The sequence below is a fragment of the Mangrovihabitans endophyticus genome, from assembly GCF_014646155.1.
Lineage (GTDB): Bacteria > Actinomycetota > Actinomycetes > Mycobacteriales > Micromonosporaceae > Actinoplanes > Actinoplanes endophyticus.
The window spans coordinates 33,931-52,275 of record NZ_BMMX01000039.1 but is presented as its reverse complement, the minus strand read 5'-3'; the positions used below and the strand labels follow the sequence as shown (position 1 = coordinate 52,275).

Below are 18,345 nucleotides of genomic sequence, written 5' to 3'. Positions count from 1 at the left end.
CACGGCAACGACCCCACCCGCGACGACTTCGGCGCCCACGTCTTCACCAGCGCCCCCGGCAACCCCGACAACGAAGCTGGCACCCACTCCGCATACTGGGATAACCGCAACATTGCCCGCAGGAACATGGCCTACATCGTCACCGGTCAGACGGAGAAACTGCGATGACAGTGCCCTACCGCGCCGTCGCGTCGATGCTGGCTGCGATAACCGTGACCGCCCTGGTCTTGACCGCACCGACCGGCTGCACCGCAAAGGATGAGGCCGTGCAACCCACCGACACCCAGCCCCAGGCAACAGCCCGCGTCGATCAGCTCACCCGGCAAGCGGTCGCTGCGCTGCCCGACGGCACGACGCTGAAGTACCACGACGGCAGCGACGAGGCTCCCTGCGACGACCCCACCGACAACGGACCCGCCGGCCGGATCTTCGTCGAACACCGCTACACCCTCGTCCCGCCCGATGACGACACCTGGTCCGTCGACGACGTCATCCCCGCCCTGGTCGCCTACTGGCATGACCAGAGCTACCGCGTCCACGACGACCGCCGCACCGACCCTGATCCCCGCTACGTCGTCGAAACCCCCGACGGGTACGCCCTCACCCTCGACGCCTTGGACCGCGGCGACCGCCACGACTTCACCCTCACCGGCAGCTCACCCTGCATCTGGCCCAACGGCTCACCCGACGCTCAGTAGGTCCGCCTTCTGCGTGCCCGCCGCCGCTTTGCGCCCAGCGCCCGACGGCGTGACGCTTGATCGGTGGAAGTACCGGTTTACGGACGTGGCCATAGCTGATCGCCCGCCCGCTCGTGGGGCCAGACGAGGATCATGGCCTTCTTCGCCAGATGCCACGGGGTCGGCTTGTGACGCGCATTCGTCGCGGCTCCCTGGGCCAGCCAGCGCTGCACCGCAGCGACAGCATCCTCGATAACGGCGTCGGGCGGCACCGGCAGAGACCGCAGCATGAAATCGACTCGACGGCCCGAATAGTTTTGCCAGGTCTGGAATCGGCTGCGCTCGCGTTGGTTACGAGCCGCGTCCAGGTCGTACCGCTGACGGCCCAGATCCGATTCTCCGAAATCGGCGTGCGTTTCGCGCTTGTCGGCGGGAAAGCGGCGGCCGGGAACGGCGGCATAGAACGTCCACAAATCGAGATCTTTGATACCCGTACGGCGGTCCAGGTAGTGTAGAGCGGCACCCTGTCCGAGTGCGACGAGAAGACGACGGTTCCGGTACTCCGGCCGGCCGTCGTCTCGGGTGAAGTACTCATGGTCTTGTTCCGCGAGGTCGGACAGCCGCCGGAGGTGAGCGGCGTCCAACCGCGCTTGGGATCGTTCAGAGGGAGGTAGGCTCACCAGCACATCCTGCCGAACGAGCAGGCACGGCACCTATCAAACGGTCGCTGCCGGTCAACGATCGCGTTGGGTCATGCGTCGTCTCATAGCGGTGCGGGCGACCTGCTGCATCGGCGGTTTGTGTCCCGCAAGGGCGTTCGTGGCGGCGCAGCATCGCCGGATCGCGGTCGATTCGCCGATGATCGGCGTGGCGGGTGGGTGCGGAAGTTGAAGGCGGGCATTCCCGGTTGTGGACCAGCAGACGGGCGGCGGTGTAGACGTCGAGGCATGTAGATCGTGGCGGCCGTATACATCTCAAACCGCTCCCTGCGGTGTTGGCTGCCCCTGCCGGGAGATGTCGGATCGTCGGGTGATGTGCGTATGGATGCAATGAAGATCTCAGTGCTCGGTTCCGGACTGGTGGCGGTCGTAGATCAGCAAACAAATCGCCGCGCAGGAGTGCGCGGTCACCTGTTTGATTGCACTCTATAGCAGACAGTGCGGTATTTGGTATGCTTCGACTGGATGGATAGGAAGGACGCACAGACGCAGCAAGAGATCTGTGGCGTCGTTGAGATGGCGGCTCGGCGGCAACCAAGCGGCCTCTTCGAGATCAGTTCTGACTGATCGAGGTGAGGTAGTTTGGTGCACTCACTCGGTCAGGCGAGTGAGGAGAGGTCATGTCCCTCGATGTGCTGGCAAATGCCATATTTGGTAGCCCGATGTGTCTGGCTATCGTCGTGTTTTCTTGGACCCTTCCCCGCCTCGTTGTAGCGCTGGTGGTGTTGCTCAAGGTTCCAGCCGAAAGGATACCTGAGGTCCTTAGGGCGTTGTCAGAACTCTTTGCTGCACGCCAACGCTGCCGTCAGCATGGAGACCCGCCATAGCGGTCGTTAGCGGGCCCCATGAAATCAGGTGTTCGCCTGACTACCCTGTCGGGGCCGACTCACATGCCACAATCCGCGTGTTTGGCTGCGTCACTGGTGACTCTTCGTGAGTGGCAGGGGTGAATCGTCGAGTCGGCAGCGGTCCTAGCACCCGTGTGACCTGCGGCGCGTTGCATCAGACATTTATGCCGACGATCCCCGGCGAAACGTTCGCGGCGCGGGTTTGCGATACGACATGATGCGCCCGGTTAGGGCCCTCCCGCAGGGGAGCTGGCCCTGGCGCGGCGGGGGCATCGCCGACACCCGGTTCACCGCTCGCGGAGCAGGCGTCTCCGGGAACGTCCCGGTCTGAACGAGTCCCGCGTGTGTCGCAGAGCACCGAACCGGCTAAGTCCTCAGAGGTATCCCTGTTCCCGGTACGAGCCTATCGGCCCAGTAACGACCGTTTCATGCTTGCGGGCAGCGGTTCGTCGGGCTCCAGCGGGTCTTGGCGATCTGCCCAGCGGCTCCACACCCGATCGCAGGTGGAGCACCACAGTGGGGCCCGGCAGACACGCCGGTCGTCCTCCGGGCGGTAACAGAGCAGCAGCCCGGCAAGCCGCAGCTCTCCGCCACAGTCAGGGCAACTGTCGTCCTGCCATACTTCACCGGCCACGCCCACAGCGTGGCCCACCACGCCGCACAAGTCCACCACGTCCACGATGTCGGCCGGGGTGCCACGAATGTCGTGGCAGGCCTACCGCTACACGGCCGGTAGCGCTCGAAGTCGGCGGCGACGTCACCCGCACCGACCTGATGGCCGGCGACGCCACCCTCTACGCCCCGGACGCGTCCACCTCAGCGGTGTTCTGGCTGGGCTACGACGCTCCGGACAGCATCCCCCAAGCCGGATCCAGCACCTACGCCGAAGACGCCGCCGACGACCTCGACCGCTTCCAAACCGGACTACGCGCCACCCACGACGGCGACACCCCCTCCCGCAACACCGTGCTCGGACACAGCTACGGATCCACCGTCATCGGCCACGCCGCCCAAAACCCCGCCATCAACGCCGACGCGCTCGTCTTCGTCGCCTCCCCCGGGCAACCCCGACAACGAAGCCGCCACCCACTCCGCATACTGGGATAACCGCAACATCGCCCGCAGGAACATGGCCTACATCGTCACCGGTCAGACGGAGAGACTGCGATGAGACTCCGCAGCACCACTGCGTCCCTGCTCGGCGCGGTCTTGGCCACGTTCGCCCTCGCGAGTTGCTCCACGGAGGACAAAGTGCAACCCACCGACACCCGGGCCGAAGCCAAGGCCCGTGTCGAGCAGCTCGCCCGAGCAGCGTTCGCCGCGCTACCCGACGGCGCGTCACTCCAGCACAGCGACGGCGTACCGTGCGACGACCCCACCGACAACGGACCCGCCGGCCGCATCTTCGTCGAACACCGATACAACCTCGTCCCACCCACCACCGGCCAGACATGGCCGGCAGACCAAGTGATATCCACGCTGGTCCGCTATTGGCAACAACCGCACTACCGCGTCCACGACGACGGCCGCACCCGGCCCGACCCGAAATACGTCGTGGAAACCCCCGACGGCTACGCGGTGATCGTCCGCGCCTTCGCCCGCGGCGACCACCTCGACTTCACCCTCAGCAGCAGCTCACCCTGCATCTGGCCGAACGGCACACCCAACCCGCAGTAGACCCTCCGGCGGCGATCGGGCCGCCCTGAAGTCGACGCATTCCTGCAGGCTCGGAAAGACACGGGGCCGCGGCCGGTGCAAGGCACCCACGAGCTTGAGCGTTGATGTCCCGGACCGTCGAGCGGGGTGATCAATGGCGCGTCCGGTACGGTTCAGCGCGGCGGGTCGAAGCTGGTCGCGCCCGTACGGGGTGGCACCGCAGGCCAGGACGGCCCCGCCTGTCAAAGGAGCCGTGATGGTCGCCGAGCCGCACCGCGTCACCGCCGATCACGTCCGCGCGCTGGCCATCGCCGATCGGATGCGTGGTCGCCGCACATGCCTGGTCGACAGCGACGAGGGGATCTGCTTCGTCAGCCCGGAGGCAGTCCTCGCGCCAGGCTCGACCGTGCGCCGCCTGCTGCTGTCCAGGAGCGCGTTGACCGAGGACGCCGCCGCGTCCGGGCTGAGCGTGGCCGCTTTTGCGAGGGTCAACGGCGGCCGAGTCGCCGCCGAACTCAACAACGTGCTCGCCGAGACCTGAACCCTGAACACCGGCGGGACGTGCGGCCAGGACTCCCGCGATATTGATCAACCGTCGGGTTGGACGGTGACGGTGCCCGGCTCGCCGAGCGATCCACGGGTGCGAAACGACCTGCTTGCCGCCGGCTCCGGTGGATGCTGCCGCCCTGGCCACGGCGTGTCCGGGGTTCGGTCTCCCTTTGTCGAATCCGATTGCCGACTGTAGCGGTGTTAGCCGGGTGACGCATTGACCTTCTTCTGTTTCACTGTCAGGCGTGCATCCGGGTCGACCTTGGCTGGCTCTTGATTACGGCTCCGCCTATACCAAGGCGGTGCTGGTGATGCCGGACGGCACGGCGACCCCGCTGAGCTTCGACGGCCAGCCCGTGCTGTCCAACGCGGCACATGTCAGCGCAACCGGCACGTGGGTGGGGGCGACGGCCTGGCAGCAGGCCGACACCGACCCGGACGGGTTCGTGGTGTCCCCGCTGGCGGCCGGTGACGGCCCGGTGGTGGTGGCCGGCGCGGTGATGGAACCGGCGGAGCTGATCGTGGCCGCGCTGCGGCGGGTGGCCAGCGAGGCGACCGCGGTGGCCGGTGACCGGGTGGCCGATGTGCGCACGGTGGTTCCCGCGGGGTGGGGACCGCGGCGGCGTACGTGGTGGCGGCGGGCCTGCGGCAAGGCCGGGCTGGGGCAGGTCCGGCTGGTGGAGGCGCCGGTGGCGGCGGCGCAGCGGCTCGCCCCGCCCGAGGCCGGGGCGCCGGCGCACTGGCTGATGATCGACGTCGGCGCCGGCTGTGAGGTCAGCGTGGTCCGGGCTGTGGCGGGCGCCGGGGTCGAGGTGCTGTCCACGATGGCCGACGCGCAGGCCGGCGGGGACCGCATCGACGCCGGGCTGGCCGACCTTGTCCTCGGCACCGGCCTGGAAGAGCTGCCGGGCGGGCAGCGGTGGACGGCGCTGGCCAGTGTCCGGGCGGCCAAACACGCCCTGGCAGAACAGCCGGCGGTGACGGTGCTGGTGCCGGGCCAACCGTCGGCGGTGGTGAGCACGGCGGTGCTGCGGCAGGCGGCGCAGCCGGTGTTCGCCCGTGCCGGGGAACTCGCGGCCGAGGCGGTGGCGAACGCCGACCTGAGCGTCACGGATCTGGACGCGGTGTGGGCGTTCGGGGCCGCCACGGCGGTTCCCGGATCCGCGGACATGATCGCCGACAAGCTCGGGACGACCCCGCAGGCATCTGAGCAGCCGGGCCTGGTGGCCGTGTCCGGCGCCGCCGGCACCGCCGCACTGCCGCCGGAGGTGACGCCACGGCCGGCGTGGATGGCGGATCTGCCGCCGCTGCGCCGCGTCGCCGGGCTGCTGCTGCCGGGGCTGCTGTCGCTGGCGCTGTTCGCGCATTTCGTGTTCGCCGCCGACTTCTACAACGGCACCCCGCAGCGGCAGGCCCGCTTCTACTATGTGCTGGCCAGCTGGGGTGAGGCGACCGTCGCGGCGCTGCTGGCCCTGCTGATGTGCCTGCAGGCGGCCGGACTGATCGGCGCGGCCCTGCACGGCCAGACGGCCGGCGGCCCGGCGCCGCAGCGGGGCGGGCCGATCAGTTCGGGGATCGGTGTGGCCGCGGCGGCGGGTCTGGCGATCGCCGGCCTGTACGGGGTGAGCGCCGCGGTGTATTTCGGTAAGCCGGTCAGCGATCCGCTGCGGTGGACGCTGACACCGCTGGTGCCGGTGGTGGTGTGCGCGGCGGTGCTGGCGGGTCTGGCGTGGCGGTACCGGCCGCCGGGCGGGGACTGGGACGGGTTCCTGGCGTTCCCGCCGAGCTCGACCGTGGCCGGCGCGGCGGGTATCGCCGCGGCGGCCGCGGCGGGGCGCGGTCATCTGCCGGTGTGGTTCAACGGCTGGGCCTGGGCTCTGGGCTACGCCGGCGGGGTGCTGGTCGGGGTGGCGCTGGCGTGCACGTTGACCCGGCATCTGGCGCTGCGGATCGTGGCCGCGCCGCTGCTCGGGTTCTTCTGCGCGCTGATCGCCCAGTCCGGGCTGGGCATCCTCGCGGTCATCTACGCCCTGGCGGTGGCCGCCTGGTGGGCGTATCACGACTGGGCGTTGTTCCGGAGCGGGCGCCCGGCGCCCGCCCCGTGAGCCGGCCGGGGACGGTGGCCCGGTGATGCGCTGGATCCGCCGCGCCGGCACGGCCCTGGCCGCCGCCGTGATGGTGGTGCTGGTCGTGGCGGGCCCGCCGGTGGCGGCGCTGTGGTGGGTCCGGGCGCACCGGTGGCGGCTGCCGTCGCCGGCGCAGGTGTCGGCAGCGGTGCAGCAGCCGCCGGGCGCCGCCGCGGTCGCCGCGCTGATCAGCATGGCCGCGATCGGCGTCTGGCTGCTGCTGGTGGCCGTGGTGGTCCTGCAGGCCCGGGCGGCCGTACGGGCCGCGATGCGGCGGCTGCGCGCGCCGGCGCTGCCCTCGGCGGCGCAGGTGACCGCCGGGTCGATGGCCGGAGTCGCCGCGCTGGCCCTGCCGGGCGTCACCGTCGCGCCCGGCGAGGGCATCGTGCTGGTGCCGGCGGCGGCCGGCGCCGACCTGCCCGGCCCGCACGCCGACGCCGCCCGGGCCGGCATCGACCTGCCCGGCGGCGGCTGGGTGCCCTACCGCACCGCCCTGGCCGTGAGCGTCCTGGGCGCGATGATCTGGCTGCACCGCCGCCAGCACTACCAGCCGCACCACCCCCGCGGCGGCGGGCCGCGTGACGCGGACCTGCAGCCGCTGCCGGACACCGCCGATGCCCTGATCGCCGTCGCCGGCCCGCCCGCCGCCGACCACTTGCCTGGTGCGCTGGTGCCGGATCTGCCGGGCGGGCTGCTGGTCCTGCACGGACCCGGCGCTCCCGGCGCCGCCCGCGGCCTGCTCGTCACCGCACTGCTCGGGGCTGCCCTGGGCCGGGCGGCGCCGGCGGTCACGGCACGCCCCGCCGACCTGGACGTCCTGCTCGGACCCGGCGGGGAGCTGCCGGCCGGGCTGCCCGGGCTGCGCCCCGGCGCCCCGGCGGCCGGCGCCGGCACCCCGGCGTGCTGCGAGCGGCCCGCCCGGCACCCCACCCTGGTGATCCACCAGCCGACCGGGGCCGACACGACGGTGCTGCTCGGCCACGACGGCCCGCACGGGCGACGCTGGCAAGTGGACACCCACGGCCGGGTCACCAGCCACCACCGGGACGCGCCGCTGCGGTTGTGCCTGCTCGACGCGGCCGCGGCCGCCGACCTGCTGCGCCTGGTCGAGCAACACACCACCACGACAATGCCGTCGCGGCCGGCCGGGCAGCAGCGCCCGGCCGGGCGGGGACAGCTGCAGCTGCTGGGCGGCTGCCGGCTGCAGGTCGACGGCGTCGTGGTGCACCCGCGCCGCAGCGCCGCCCTGCAGATCCTCGCCTACCTGGCCGTGCATCCGGCCGGCGCGTCCACCACCGACCTGATCCGCGCCGTGTGGCCGGGCCTGGACCCGAACACCATCACCAAGCGGCTGCACACCACCCTGAGCGACCTGCGCCGCCAGCTGCAGCCCGCGCTGAGCGATCCGATCCTGCGCCACGACGAGCGGTACCGGCTCAACCGCGACCAGATCACCACCGACCTGGACCACCTCCGCGACGTCCTCGCCGCCGCCGCCGGCGCGGTGACCAGCCGCCACCGCCGTGCCGCCGCCCGCACGCTCACCGACGCCTACCCCGGCGAGCTGGCCGCCGGGTTCAGCTGGCCGTGGCTGCCACCCCCGCGGGAGGCGCTGCGCCGCGACGTCCTGGACGCCTTCACCGGCCTGGCCGCCGCCGCACCGCCGGACGAGGCCCTCGACCATGTCCGCGCCGCGCTGGCCGCCGACCCCCACAACCAGGCCCTGCACGCCCACGCCCGCGACCTGCTGACCGCCCTCGGCGACCCGCACACCGCGAACCGCTGACACAGTCACCACCCGCCCGCCGGCCGCCACTTGTCCTCCCGCCCGCAGGCCGTCGGCCGGCCCGAGCGCCCGGCAGGGCGGGGCGCTGACCTGCGGTTGTGATTCCGCGTGCGTCGTTGTGCGTGACCGTGCGCGCCCAGGACCGCCCGGTGCCGCCTGACCGGATCTAGCGTCGCCTCAACCGCCCCGAGCACCCGGCCCCGGAGGCGAACCCGGCGACCGTCCAGAAAGGGCCTACGATCATGATCCGGTTGATGGCGGCGGCCCGGACCGCCCTGATCGTCGCCGCCTGGCTGCTGGGCGCTCCGGCGCTGCTGGTCGCCGTGGCCGGTTCACCTGTGCCTTCGGCTGCGCCGTCGGCCGGGCAGGTGCGGGCGTGGCTGGACGACCCCCTCAACCCCGTCTACCAGCAGCAGACCGCCATAGTCCTGGCCTGGAGCGTCTGGGCGCTGATCACCCTGGCGGTCCTCGCCGTGCTCACCGCACAGCTACGGTGGCGGCTGCGCACCGCCCACCGGCCGGCCATCGTCAGCCGGCTGCCGGCCCCGGCGCAGAGCCTGGCCGCGGCCCTGCTCGGCACGGCCGTGGTCGCCACCGCCGCCTCCCCGCTGCTGACACCACCCGCGGCAGCGGTCGCCGCCGCCCCCCACCTGCACGACCCCGGCGACCCCAGCGGCGCCGCGCCGACCGCGGCCGGCCCTGGCACGGACACCCGGCAGCAACCACCGGCATCCGTCACCACGGCCGCCGCGACCGGCAGCAACGGGCCGTCCGGCGCGGAGGCGACCGGCGGCACCTGCGTCGTGGTGCGCGGCGACACCCTGTGGGACCTGGCCGCCGAACACCTCGGCGACCCGCTCCGCTGGCCGCAGATCTACCACCTCAACCGCGGCCACGTCCAAGCCAACGGGCACGCCCTGACCGACCCCGACGAGATCGACGTCGGCTGGATCCTCACCCTGCCCGCCCACCAGCCCACCGGCCCGGCGCCAGCCACGTCTCCCCCGGCCGCGCCGGCCCAGCCCAGCCTCCACCCACCTGGGGCCTCGACCAGCCCGTCCCCAACGACGGCCCCCAGCCACGCCACCGACGACGGTGTGTCCCCGCCGCCCTCGCAGCCGGCCGGCGGCACCACCCCCACGCCCGCCGCATCCCCCGACACCCCCGGACCGGACCCGACCCATCGTGGCACCCCCACCTCGGCCCCCTCGGCCTCGACAACGGACGGGGTCGACCTGCCCGGCGGATGGATCACCCTGGGCCTGGCCGGCGGGCTCCTGGCCGCCGCGACGATGGTGTGGCGGCGCCGTCGGCACCGCTACCGGCCCACCCCGCTCACCCACACCGTCCTCGACGACGCCGACCTGCTGCCCCCGCTGGCCGCGATGACCCGGCTGCGCACCCGCACACGCCGCATCCCGCCACCCGACAATGCACCATCGGCGGCGGCGCCGACGGTGCGCGAATACCAGGCCGCCACCGTCAAACCCGCGCTGCCACCACCCGGGCCCACCGGCACCGACCTGGCCGGCTGCGCCGCGCTGCCGCTGGCCACCGGGATGGGACTGGCCGGCGACGGCGCGCTCGACGCCGCCCGCGGCCTGCTGGTGGCCACCCTCGCCTCCGGCAGCCCCGACGACCCCGACGCCCAAGGCCGCGCCCTCCTCCCCGCCGCCACCCTGGCCACCCTGCTCGGCGCGTCCGCGACCGGCCTGGGCACCCTCGCCCGGCTGACCGTGACCACCACGGACGCCGAGGCCATCACCCGGCTCGAAGAAGAGATCATCCGCCGGTCCCGGCTACTCGCCGAAGCCCACGCCGCCGACGTGTCCGCCCTGCGCGACACCGACGTCCACGCCGAACCCCTGCCGCAGCTACTGCTGATCATCGCGGCGCCCGGCCCGGCCTGGACCAGCCGGCTGAGCACCGCGATCGGTCTGGGCCGCAGCGTCGACATCGGCGCCGCCGTGATCGGGGACTGGCCGGCCGGCACCGTCGTGACCGTCGCCGCCGACGGCACCACCGACCACCCCGACATCCCCCGCCTGAGCGTGCTCGACACCCCCGCCGCCACCGAGATCCTCGCCGTCCTGCGCGAAGCCCACGACGACACCCCACCCGCCGCCCCGGCCGACCACCGCGGCCCTGCCCAGCCCCGGCCGGCTGCCGTCCACCAGCCCCCGCCCGCCGCCGCACCGGACCAAGATCCGGCCGCGTCCACTGCCACACCCCACACCGCCGCGGCCGCCGGACGATTGCCGGTCGCCCTGCAGGTTCTCGGCACTCCCGCGGTCCTCGGCCCCGACGGGCAGCCCTCCCCCGGCATCCGCTCCAAAGCCCTCGAGCTGCTGGTCTACCTCGCCGTCAACCGCGACGGCGCCGACCTCAGCGACATCATGGAAGCCCTCTACCCCGACGCCAGCCTGCGCCGCGCCGGCGAACGGCTCTCCACCGCCGTAGCCGACCTGCGCAAACACATCCGCCACGCCGCCGGCACCCCGCCGGCCGGCACGCCCCGCCTCGAACCGGTCCCCAACACCGGCAGCCGCTACCACCTCGACCCCGGCCTCGTGCACGTCGACTGGTGGACCCTGCACGACCACTACCAGGCCGCCGCCGCAGCCCCCGACGACCAGCAACGCCTGGCCCACCTCACCACCGCCCTCAACGCCGCCACCGGCGGGCTGGCCGACGGCCACGACTACGACTGGATCGACACCGACCGCGAAACCGTCCGCCGCCACCGCATCACCCTGCACACCCACGCCGCGGCCCTCCTCGCCGCCACCGACCCCCACCGCTGCTGGCACCTGCTCGAACACGCCTGCCAGATCGACCCGCTCGCCGACGAACTCGCCCGTACCACCATGCGCGCCGCCGCGACCCTGGGCGACACCGACGCCATCCGCCACCGGCTCACCACCCTGCGCCGCGCCCTGGCCGACCACGACCTCGACATGTCCGAGGAGACCGAAGCCCTCGCCCGGCAACTGCTGCACCACCGGCAACCACCCCACCCGCACGAGCAGGGCGCTCCGGCCGGTGCTCCCGCACCGCCACACCGATAACCGGCCCCGCCCCGCCGACCCCGTCCCCGCGACGCCTCGCCTCGCCTCGCCTCGCCGAAAGGTCATCCGCCATGCTGCGCCCACCGGCCGCCACCGCACCGGGCAACAGCCCCACCACACCGGGCACCGCCGGGGTGGAGCGAGCCGCCTGGACGTTCTACCTCATCGCCGCGCTCGGCTCCTCCATCGGACAAATCTGGGTCGGCACCGACCTGCCACCCTGGCCCGACACCCTGCCACTGTGGACACGAGCCCTGCTCGTCGCCCCGTTCGCCCTCGTCATCGACCTCGGCGGCGCCGTCGCCTCCGCCTTCGCCGACACCCGCCGCCGCCTCGGCGAAACCGCCACCGGATGGCGCCTGCTGTCCGCCGCCTCCGTCACCCTCGCCGTCGGCATCAACGTCGCCGGACACGCCGACTCGCCCTACCTCGCCACCGTCTTCGCCGGCCTGGGAACCTTCGCCTACAGCGTCTGGCTGCTCCACACCGCCGCCCGCCGCCGCGACGCCCTACGCGCCGCCGGCAAACTCCGCAACACCCCACCGGCCTACGGGATCCTGCAATGGAAACACGCACCCACCCTCACCTGGCGCGCCCGCACCCTCGCCGTCCACCACGGCTACGGCCTCACCGAATCCCTGACCCTCGCCCGCCGGCAACTGGCCACCGAGAAACGACAGAAAGCACTGGCCGCGCACATCGAAGCGCGCATCCGCGCCCGCCACCACCACGACCCGATCCTTGCCTCCATCGCCGCCACCACCACACCGATCGAGGAGATCACCCAGCACCTCATCGACCTGAGCGACGCCCGCACCTGGGCCCTCGCCATCAACGCCGAAATCCAGCCCCCGCCCCTCGCCGGCACGCCGCGCATCACCGGCAGACGGCCGGACCCCACGCAGAAGGGCAGAGACGTCGGCCCCATCACCGACGAGGGCTACCCGCCAGATGAGCGTCGCGACCACGCCGGACGCGGCAACCAAAGCCACGACGAGCCCGAGCACGGCTTCGACATGCCGACCGAGCTCGCCCGGATGCTGCCCCGCCATCCGGCCACCTGCCGACGCTGGCAGGGCTGGTGGGCCGAGATCAGCGGGCGGCCCGAGGCCACCAACAAACAACTCGCCACGGAATTCGCGACCAGCGTGCGGACCGTGCAACGCATCCGCGCCGTCGGCGCCGCCGGGCTGCTGGACTCACCGTCACGCTCACCTCACCGTCGTCGGCCGGGAAGCGGCTGAAGTGGAGCAGGACGAAACCCAGGCGCTTGTGGCCGCGGACGAAGTCGTCGAGCGGCGTCGTGTGGATGCCTTGGACGAGCCACTGATAGACCGGCTGCGCGTCGTCGGCCTGCCAGCCCTTCAGGGCAGCGTGGTGGACCGCCATGGTGAGCTTCTCGGCGAGGTATTCGGGATCGCAGACGCTGACGATCGTCAGGTCGAGTTTCTCGAACCGGTGGTCGGGGCCGAAGTGCCAGAGGGCCCGCACCTCGCTCACACCCGGGGTCAGGGGCCGGCCGAGGAACCACCAGTCGTACTCGTCGAGGAACGGTGCGTTCCGCCTGAGCCAGCCCGCCCGGTCTCGCTCCGCCACGACCCAGGGCCGGGGGATCTCGCTGAACTCCTCGGTCCACACGACTTCGCGGATCTCCCAGGCCGCAATCCAGGAACGGACGCGTTCGCGGTTCGCCACGAACCGGGCCCGCAGATCGTTCCTGGCCATCGGCGCTCACTCCTCGTAATCCCAGTCGAGGCCCCAGACCCGGACGTTGCCCTGATGGTCGCCGGTGACGATCGTGCTGAAGGAGGCGTCGGCGCGAATGGTCCGCACCTGCGCGGGGTGCCCGTGCAGTGTGTGGATCCGCCGCCCGGCCCGCAGATCCCAGACGTCGACGGTCTGCTTGCTCTCGTCGCCAGCCAGGGCGAACCCGCCGTCGGACGACACCGTCACCACTTCGGTGAGATAGAGCGGTTCGGAGGGCTCGTCCAGGGGGCGCCCGTCGAAGACGAGCTCACCGTCGGCAGAGTTCCAGACGACGAAGCCGCCGCGCCCGGCGATGACGGCGAGGCGACGGTCGGTGGTGAAGGCCATGTCGACCGCGGAGCTGTGCTTGACCGGCCCGAGCTGATACGAAGGCGCCGTGTCCGGTGTTGGTTCGTTCTCTCGACGTCGGCCGACGAAGCCGAGCCCGCGGTGAGGCGATGTGCCGGAGGTCGGGTTCATGCTTTCGAGATCTTTGAGGTGAGCCACGCCGGCGCCGGTGCTGCGGCATGGTTACCGGTAGGCGGGCTGGCGGAGGGGGTGAGCCTCGGTGGTGAGGCGGATGGCGGACCCGGCGTTCCGGCAGGAACAGCACGATGGGCGTACCTTGCCGCACGTGGCGCCGATCAACGCGCTCGTTGACGAGCTGCACGACGAGCAGGGTCGCGGATGGTTGCCCTACGTCGCTCCGGTCCACGGCGGAACGCGTGCGCGGGTGCTGTCGGTGCTGCGCGATCCTGGGCCTGCCACCCAGGTCGGTGTCGGATCTGGGTTTCTGTGCGTCGAGAACGACGACGCTACGGCCGAGCAGCAGGCTCGCGGGTTTGCCGACGCCGGAATTGCCCTGGAGGAGGTCACTCCGTGGAATGCCTATCCCTGGTACATCAACCGTAAGCCCACCGGGGAGGAGCTGGACGCCGGCGTCGACGCGCTAATGCGGTTGATCGCGTTGATGCCGCGTCTGACGGTCGTACTGCTGCAGGGCCGCGACGCCCAAGCGTGCTGGAAACGGTTGGTGCGTCATGAACCGCTGCCGCTGCAGAAGCTCGGCCTCGAGGTGGTGCAGACCTATCACCCATCACAGCAGGCACTCTGGGCCCCAAACCCGGACGAACGTGACCGGCGCCGCCAGCATCGCCTCGACGCCTACAAGCGGGTCGCCCGGCTACTCGAACGCTCAAGCGCGGCAGACGGACCCTGAACGGCTCGACCCGTGCGCGAGCCAGCACGCAAAGCACCGCGTCACTGCCCTACACCAGCCGGGCACGCGCACTCGGCGGCAGATCCGTGAACCATCGAGAGCTGCAGATCTGAGCTCCTCCGAGTAAACTCGAAATGTGCGTCGAGAGACCTTCGTGGCGGAACCATTCGCAGGCTTCGCCATCGATTCCGCAGCCGACGGTGAGCCTGTACAAGTTCGCAGCAGCTATGCTGGTACATCTGACGATCAACTTTTTTACACATACGTCAACCAGCTCGAGGATGGGTTTCTAAGTCCAGCGGGAATTAGGGGCGATTCGATCACCAAATTTTTTGCTCTACAGCACATTGATGGCAGCGTCGAGTTGTTCACGGATTATGCTGCGGTCGTGACGGCTCGCGTGAACCGTGATGTCGCAAAGGGCGAGGATGTCTTCGTGCATGACATCAGCGATATCACATACTACAGGGTCAAAGACGTAGAGATTCGGCCAGACGACGTCGTGATTTGCGTCCTGAAGGCGGGCTGGCGGTACGCACTCTACTTTGACTCAAGCCGCCAAATTGAACCAGAGCACGTATGGCAATACCTTGGCATGCTACTCCGCACGCTCCATGTTGAGCGAATCAGCTCGAACATCGCGAAACGTCTCCTGGAATCCCGACGACCTCATATCATCACTGAAGGCAAAACGGATTGGCGTCACGTTGAGGCGGCGCGCAGAGCACTTGGCGTTGAGCAACCACTATCCTACGCCACGTCTGAAGAATCGCTAGGTGACACGGCCCTTCTGCAAGTCTGCGAACGCCTGGCCGAGTTTGGGCCCATCAACTCCACCAAGGTCATCGCCATGTTCGACAGGGACAATCGCCAGGTCCTGGCTAAGCTCAGGGAGAAAGGAAATATCGACAGCTTCCAACGATGGGGCAACAATGTGTATTCATTGGCGATCCCCGTGCCGCAGCATCGCATCGGCTACAAGAACATTTCCATCGAGATGCTATACACGGACGAAGATTTGCGCACGAAAGATTACACCGGCAAACGGTTGTACTTTGACAATGAGCTTCGGATAGAAATCGAACCTGGCTCCCCTCCGAGATATGTCCCCTTGCCACCCATCAAGGGCAAGGAATTGGAAAAGAAGCCGTTCGATGGAAAGTCCGAGTTGATTGTCGATCAGAGCGGCCGGCAGTTAGGTTTCTCTAAAGCCCGCCTCGCCCAGCTCATCCATGACCAAGTCGAGCCGTTCACCGGCTTCGATGTTGCGGGATTTGAGCAGTTATTTCAAATTGTAAATGAAGTCTTGCTCGACGAAGAAGAGTAGCTGGCCATGCCAATGGCCGCTTGCGCGTCGCGAATGGCGCGAACCTCAACGCGTGGCATCCGCTCATCGGCAGATCCGCGCAACTGAACCCCCAGGTTCATCATGACTATTGCACGGAGGGTGAACTACCACCGGCATCATCATGGAGGTTCAAGATCCACAATTGGTGCAGGTTCGCGAGCATCACGGCCTGTAGAGCGGGCAACACGGCACCGAGACTCGCAAAATCTGGTGCCCTAAATCGGCTCTGGCGCGAACTCGCGAACGGAGCCACATGGCGCTACCGCGGCGTCCAACACGCCGGTGGCGTCGCCGGCCCGTTCGCAGTGCCGAGAAGCGGGTTTTACGACCGCACCACTTGGCCTTCATCAAATACGTCATCGGCTACCGGCGGCTTATGCGGCCACGCGTCGCTGTCATGCTCACTGAATGTGCCCACCGGCGGGCCAGCCGGGACGTAATGGGCAACCCGTTTCGTGCGCCTGCTCGACACACGCGCCGGCAGGCAACGAGCGGCAGACCTGATCGATGCCCGCCGTATCCTGGCGGCCCTGCCGCCCACCGGTCGACAGGCGCGCACCCGCCGGACGTGCGTGAGCACGGCCGACGGGTGCGCCCCGGCAGCGATCCGGTGGCGGTGCAGGGCCTATCGGTGGAGGTCCGGCATGTCTGCGATGACGTCGGCAGCGTCACGGACAAGTCTGGCCTGCCGGTGGTCGCGCAGGAATTGGAGGGTGCCGGCGGAGGTTGCCGCGGTGACGGGGCCGGGCACCACCATCGCTGTCCGGCCCCGGGCGATGGCTTCGGTCAGGACGGTGAGGGTGGCGCTGCCGCGGGCGGCTTCGACCACGACAACGCCGTCCGTCACACCGGCCAGCTGCCGGTACGCGGCAGCGCTGCGCCGGCTGGTGGCGAGGCTGCCGGGCGGTTCGGCGGTGATCAGCATCCCGTGGTCGGCGACCTGTTCGAGCAGTTGGGTGTTGCCGGCTGGGTGGAGCCGGTCGAGGCCGGCCGGGACCACGGCCGTGGCGGGGCCGCCGACGGCCAGCGCGCCGCGCAGGGCGGCACTGTCGATGCCGAATCCGCTGCCGGTGGCCACCCGCCAGCCGCGGGCGGTCAGGTCGTGGCCCAGCCCGGTCGCCGCCACCGCGCCGTAGCCGGTGGCGGCCCGTGACCCGGTCACCGCGATGACCCCGGTCCCGGCCGGGCCGGGATCGGTATGGCCGCGCGCCCACAGGCACAGCGCGCAGCTGGGCGCGGCGGCGTACGCGACCCGGGTGAGATCGTCGAGCCGGGCGGGCCAGTCGGGATCCTCGGGGATCAGCAGCCGCGCCCCCACCGAGCCGGTCCGCTCGCCGATGCTGGCGGCGTGCTCGCGCAGCTCGGCCACCGTGACGCCGCACAGCATCTGCTCCCGGTCGTCCTCGCTGGGGTGCGGGGCGAGCAGCCAGGCCAGGGCGTCGACCGGGCCGAGGGTGACCAGCAGCTCGTGCAGGTCCCGGTTGCGGGGCAGCAGGGCGAGCGCTGCCCGCGCGGTGCGGACCGTTTCCAGGTCGGTGCTCATGCCGGGTCTCCTTCCACCACGGCGGCCGGGTCGCCGGTGACGTTCCTGTCGGCGGGTTCGCCGGCAGGGGTGAGATCGCCGAGGATGGTTCTGGCGACGCGTAGCACGGTCTGCGCGCACTGGCCGACCAGGTCCAGGTCGCCGCCGGCCCAGCCGAGCACGTACGCGTCGCTGTAGGTCTGGGTGTCCAGGCCCAGCGCCCGGCAGCACAGGTAGGCGACGCTTTCGGCTTCGGTCTCCGCGCGGCCACGGTGCCGGTTCTCCCCCACCCGGTCGACGTGGTCGCAGCGGATGTGCGCCAGCTCGTGCATCGTGGTCTTGACGCGCTGTGCCGGGGACAGATCGGCGCGGACCAGAACCTGCCGCATGCCGCCACCGTGGCCGGTGACGGTGACCCCGTTCGCCTGGCCCAGATACCGGCTGCCCGGGGCGGCCAGATCGAAGGCGTACCCGGCGTCCGTGATCAGCGTGACGACGTCGTCGTACACGCCGGTCGGGTCCTCCCCGTCCAGCAGCTGCGGGGTCCGCCCGCCCGCAGCCTGAACGCGGCGGGCCCGCTGCACGCTCGGCACCTCGAACGGTTCCCCGTCGGTCTGCGACAGGTCGAACGTGGGCGACAGGACGAACCCGACCACCTGCACGGCCGGGCGGCCCGACTCCTCCCGCACGACCGGGCGGCCTGCGGCTTCCCGCCGCGCGGCTTCGTCCTCGCCGGGCCGGCGCCGGATCGGAGCCCACACGTGGAACGCCGTCTCACCCCGGCGGACCTGCCGGCCGTGCTTCTTCCAGCCGCTGGTGGCGTCCTTGTTGCCGTACGGCAGGAAGAACGTCGGGGTCATCTGACGCTGTTCGGCCTGCATCATCAGCAGGAACTGGTTGTTCAGCGTGTACCGGGCGCCGAAGCAGGCGACGGTCTCCAGCAACGTCACCCACTCGGCCGGATCCGCGGCCAGCCGGGCCAGCCGGGCATCAAAATCGGCCTTGATCGCTTGCAGGAGCTCGGTGTGCTCCTGCTCGGACAGCTTGCTTCTCCGGGCCATGATGGTGGTCCGTCCTTTCC

13 protein-coding genes and 1 pseudogene are annotated in these 18,345 nt (G+C 70.7%); 10 read left to right on the top strand and 4 right to left on the bottom strand.

The window, feature by feature from the left end; translation table 11 throughout:
* The first annotated feature begins 164 nt into the window (after nucleotides 1–164).
* Nucleotides 165–698 (top strand): hypothetical protein, encoded by a 534-nt coding sequence (locus IEY73_RS27190; protein ID WP_189082177.1) that lies wholly within the window; start codon nucleotides 165–167, stop codon nucleotides 696–698.
* A 77-nt stretch (nucleotides 699–775) separates the two neighbouring features.
* Here IEY73_RS27190 and IEY73_RS27185 read toward each other — a convergent pair whose 3' ends face one another.
* Nucleotides 776–1,390 carry a hypothetical protein gene (locus IEY73_RS27185; RefSeq protein WP_189082176.1) on the bottom strand — a complete coding sequence of 205 codons (615 nt, stop codon included), beginning with the start codon at nucleotides 1,388–1,390 and terminating at the stop codon, nucleotides 776–778.
* 1,595 nt (nucleotides 1,391–2,985) lie between these two features.
* Here IEY73_RS27185 and IEY73_RS27180 point away from each other — a divergent pair.
* From IEY73_RS27180 to IEY73_RS27150, 7 genes and pseudogenes are all read left to right on the top strand, one after another.
* Nucleotides 2,986–3,415: pseudogene (locus IEY73_RS27180) on the top strand (alpha/beta hydrolase); the annotation flags it as partial.
* The gene (locus IEY73_RS27175) at nucleotides 3,412–3,921 is read left to right on the top strand and encodes a hypothetical protein (RefSeq protein WP_189082175.1); all 510 of its coding nucleotides are present in this window, start codon (nucleotides 3,412–3,414) and stop codon (nucleotides 3,919–3,921) included. The pseudogene IEY73_RS27180 and the gene IEY73_RS27175, both read left to right, overlap by 4 nt.
* 235 nt (nucleotides 3,922–4,156) lie before the next feature.
* Complete coding sequence (locus IEY73_RS27170) at nucleotides 4,157–4,441, top strand: hypothetical protein (protein WP_189082174.1); 285 nt, start codon at nucleotides 4,157–4,159, stop codon at nucleotides 4,439–4,441.
* 319 nt (nucleotides 4,442–4,760) lie between these two features.
* Nucleotides 4,761–6,554 (top strand): Hsp70 family protein, encoded by a 1,794-nt coding sequence (locus IEY73_RS27165; protein ID WP_229716195.1) that lies wholly within the window; start codon nucleotides 4,761–4,763, stop codon nucleotides 6,552–6,554.
* A gap of 22 nt (nucleotides 6,555–6,576) precedes the next feature.
* A complete protein-coding gene (locus IEY73_RS27160; protein WP_189082172.1) occupies nucleotides 6,577–8,361 on the top strand; it encodes an AfsR/SARP family transcriptional regulator in 1,785 nt (594 codons plus the stop codon).
* 254 nt (nucleotides 8,362–8,615) lie between these two features.
* On the top strand, nucleotides 8,616–11,429 hold the full coding sequence (locus IEY73_RS27155) for a BTAD domain-containing putative transcriptional regulator (RefSeq protein WP_189082171.1): 2,814 nt from the start codon (nucleotides 8,616–8,618) through the stop codon (nucleotides 11,427–11,429).
* A 71-nt stretch (nucleotides 11,430–11,500) separates the two neighbouring features.
* Entirely contained in the window at nucleotides 11,501–12,673 is a 1,173-nt protein-coding gene (locus IEY73_RS27150; protein ID WP_189082170.1) for a DUF2637 domain-containing protein, read from the top strand.
* A gap of 487 nt (nucleotides 12,674–13,160) precedes the next feature.
* Here IEY73_RS27150 and IEY73_RS27145 read toward each other — a convergent pair whose 3' ends face one another.
* On the bottom strand, nucleotides 13,161–13,523 hold the full coding sequence (locus IEY73_RS27145) for a WD40 repeat domain-containing protein (RefSeq protein WP_229716193.1): 363 nt from the start codon (nucleotides 13,521–13,523) through the stop codon (nucleotides 13,161–13,163).
* A 286-nt stretch (nucleotides 13,524–13,809) separates the two neighbouring features.
* On the opposite strand from IEY73_RS27145, the gene IEY73_RS27140 reads away from it, so the two are divergent.
* Nucleotides 13,810–14,394 (top strand): uracil-DNA glycosylase, encoded by a 585-nt coding sequence (locus IEY73_RS27140; protein ID WP_229716192.1) that lies wholly within the window; start codon nucleotides 13,810–13,812, stop codon nucleotides 14,392–14,394.
* Between the two features lie 136 nt (nucleotides 14,395–14,530).
* The gene (locus IEY73_RS27135) at nucleotides 14,531–15,721 is read left to right on the top strand and encodes a hypothetical protein (RefSeq protein ID WP_189082167.1); all 1,191 of its coding nucleotides are present in this window, start codon (nucleotides 14,531–14,533) and stop codon (nucleotides 15,719–15,721) included.
* A gap of 646 nt (nucleotides 15,722–16,367) precedes the next feature.
* On the opposite strand, the gene IEY73_RS27130 is transcribed toward IEY73_RS27135, so the two are convergent.
* Together IEY73_RS27130 and IEY73_RS27125 are read right to left on the bottom strand one after the other, a co-directional pair.
* Nucleotides 16,368–17,285: a DNA-processing protein DprA gene (locus tag IEY73_RS27130; RefSeq protein WP_189082166.1), complete on the bottom strand. Its 918-nt coding sequence runs from the start codon at nucleotides 17,283–17,285 to the stop codon at nucleotides 16,368–16,370.
* Nucleotides 17,282–18,325 carry an ImmA/IrrE family metallo-endopeptidase gene (locus IEY73_RS27125; RefSeq protein WP_189082165.1) on the bottom strand — a complete coding sequence of 348 codons (1,044 nt, stop codon included), beginning with the start codon at nucleotides 18,323–18,325 and terminating at the stop codon, nucleotides 17,282–17,284. Before IEY73_RS27125 ends, IEY73_RS27130 begins: the two co-directional genes overlap by 4 nt.
* Between the last annotated feature and the right edge of the window lie 20 nt (nucleotides 18,326–18,345).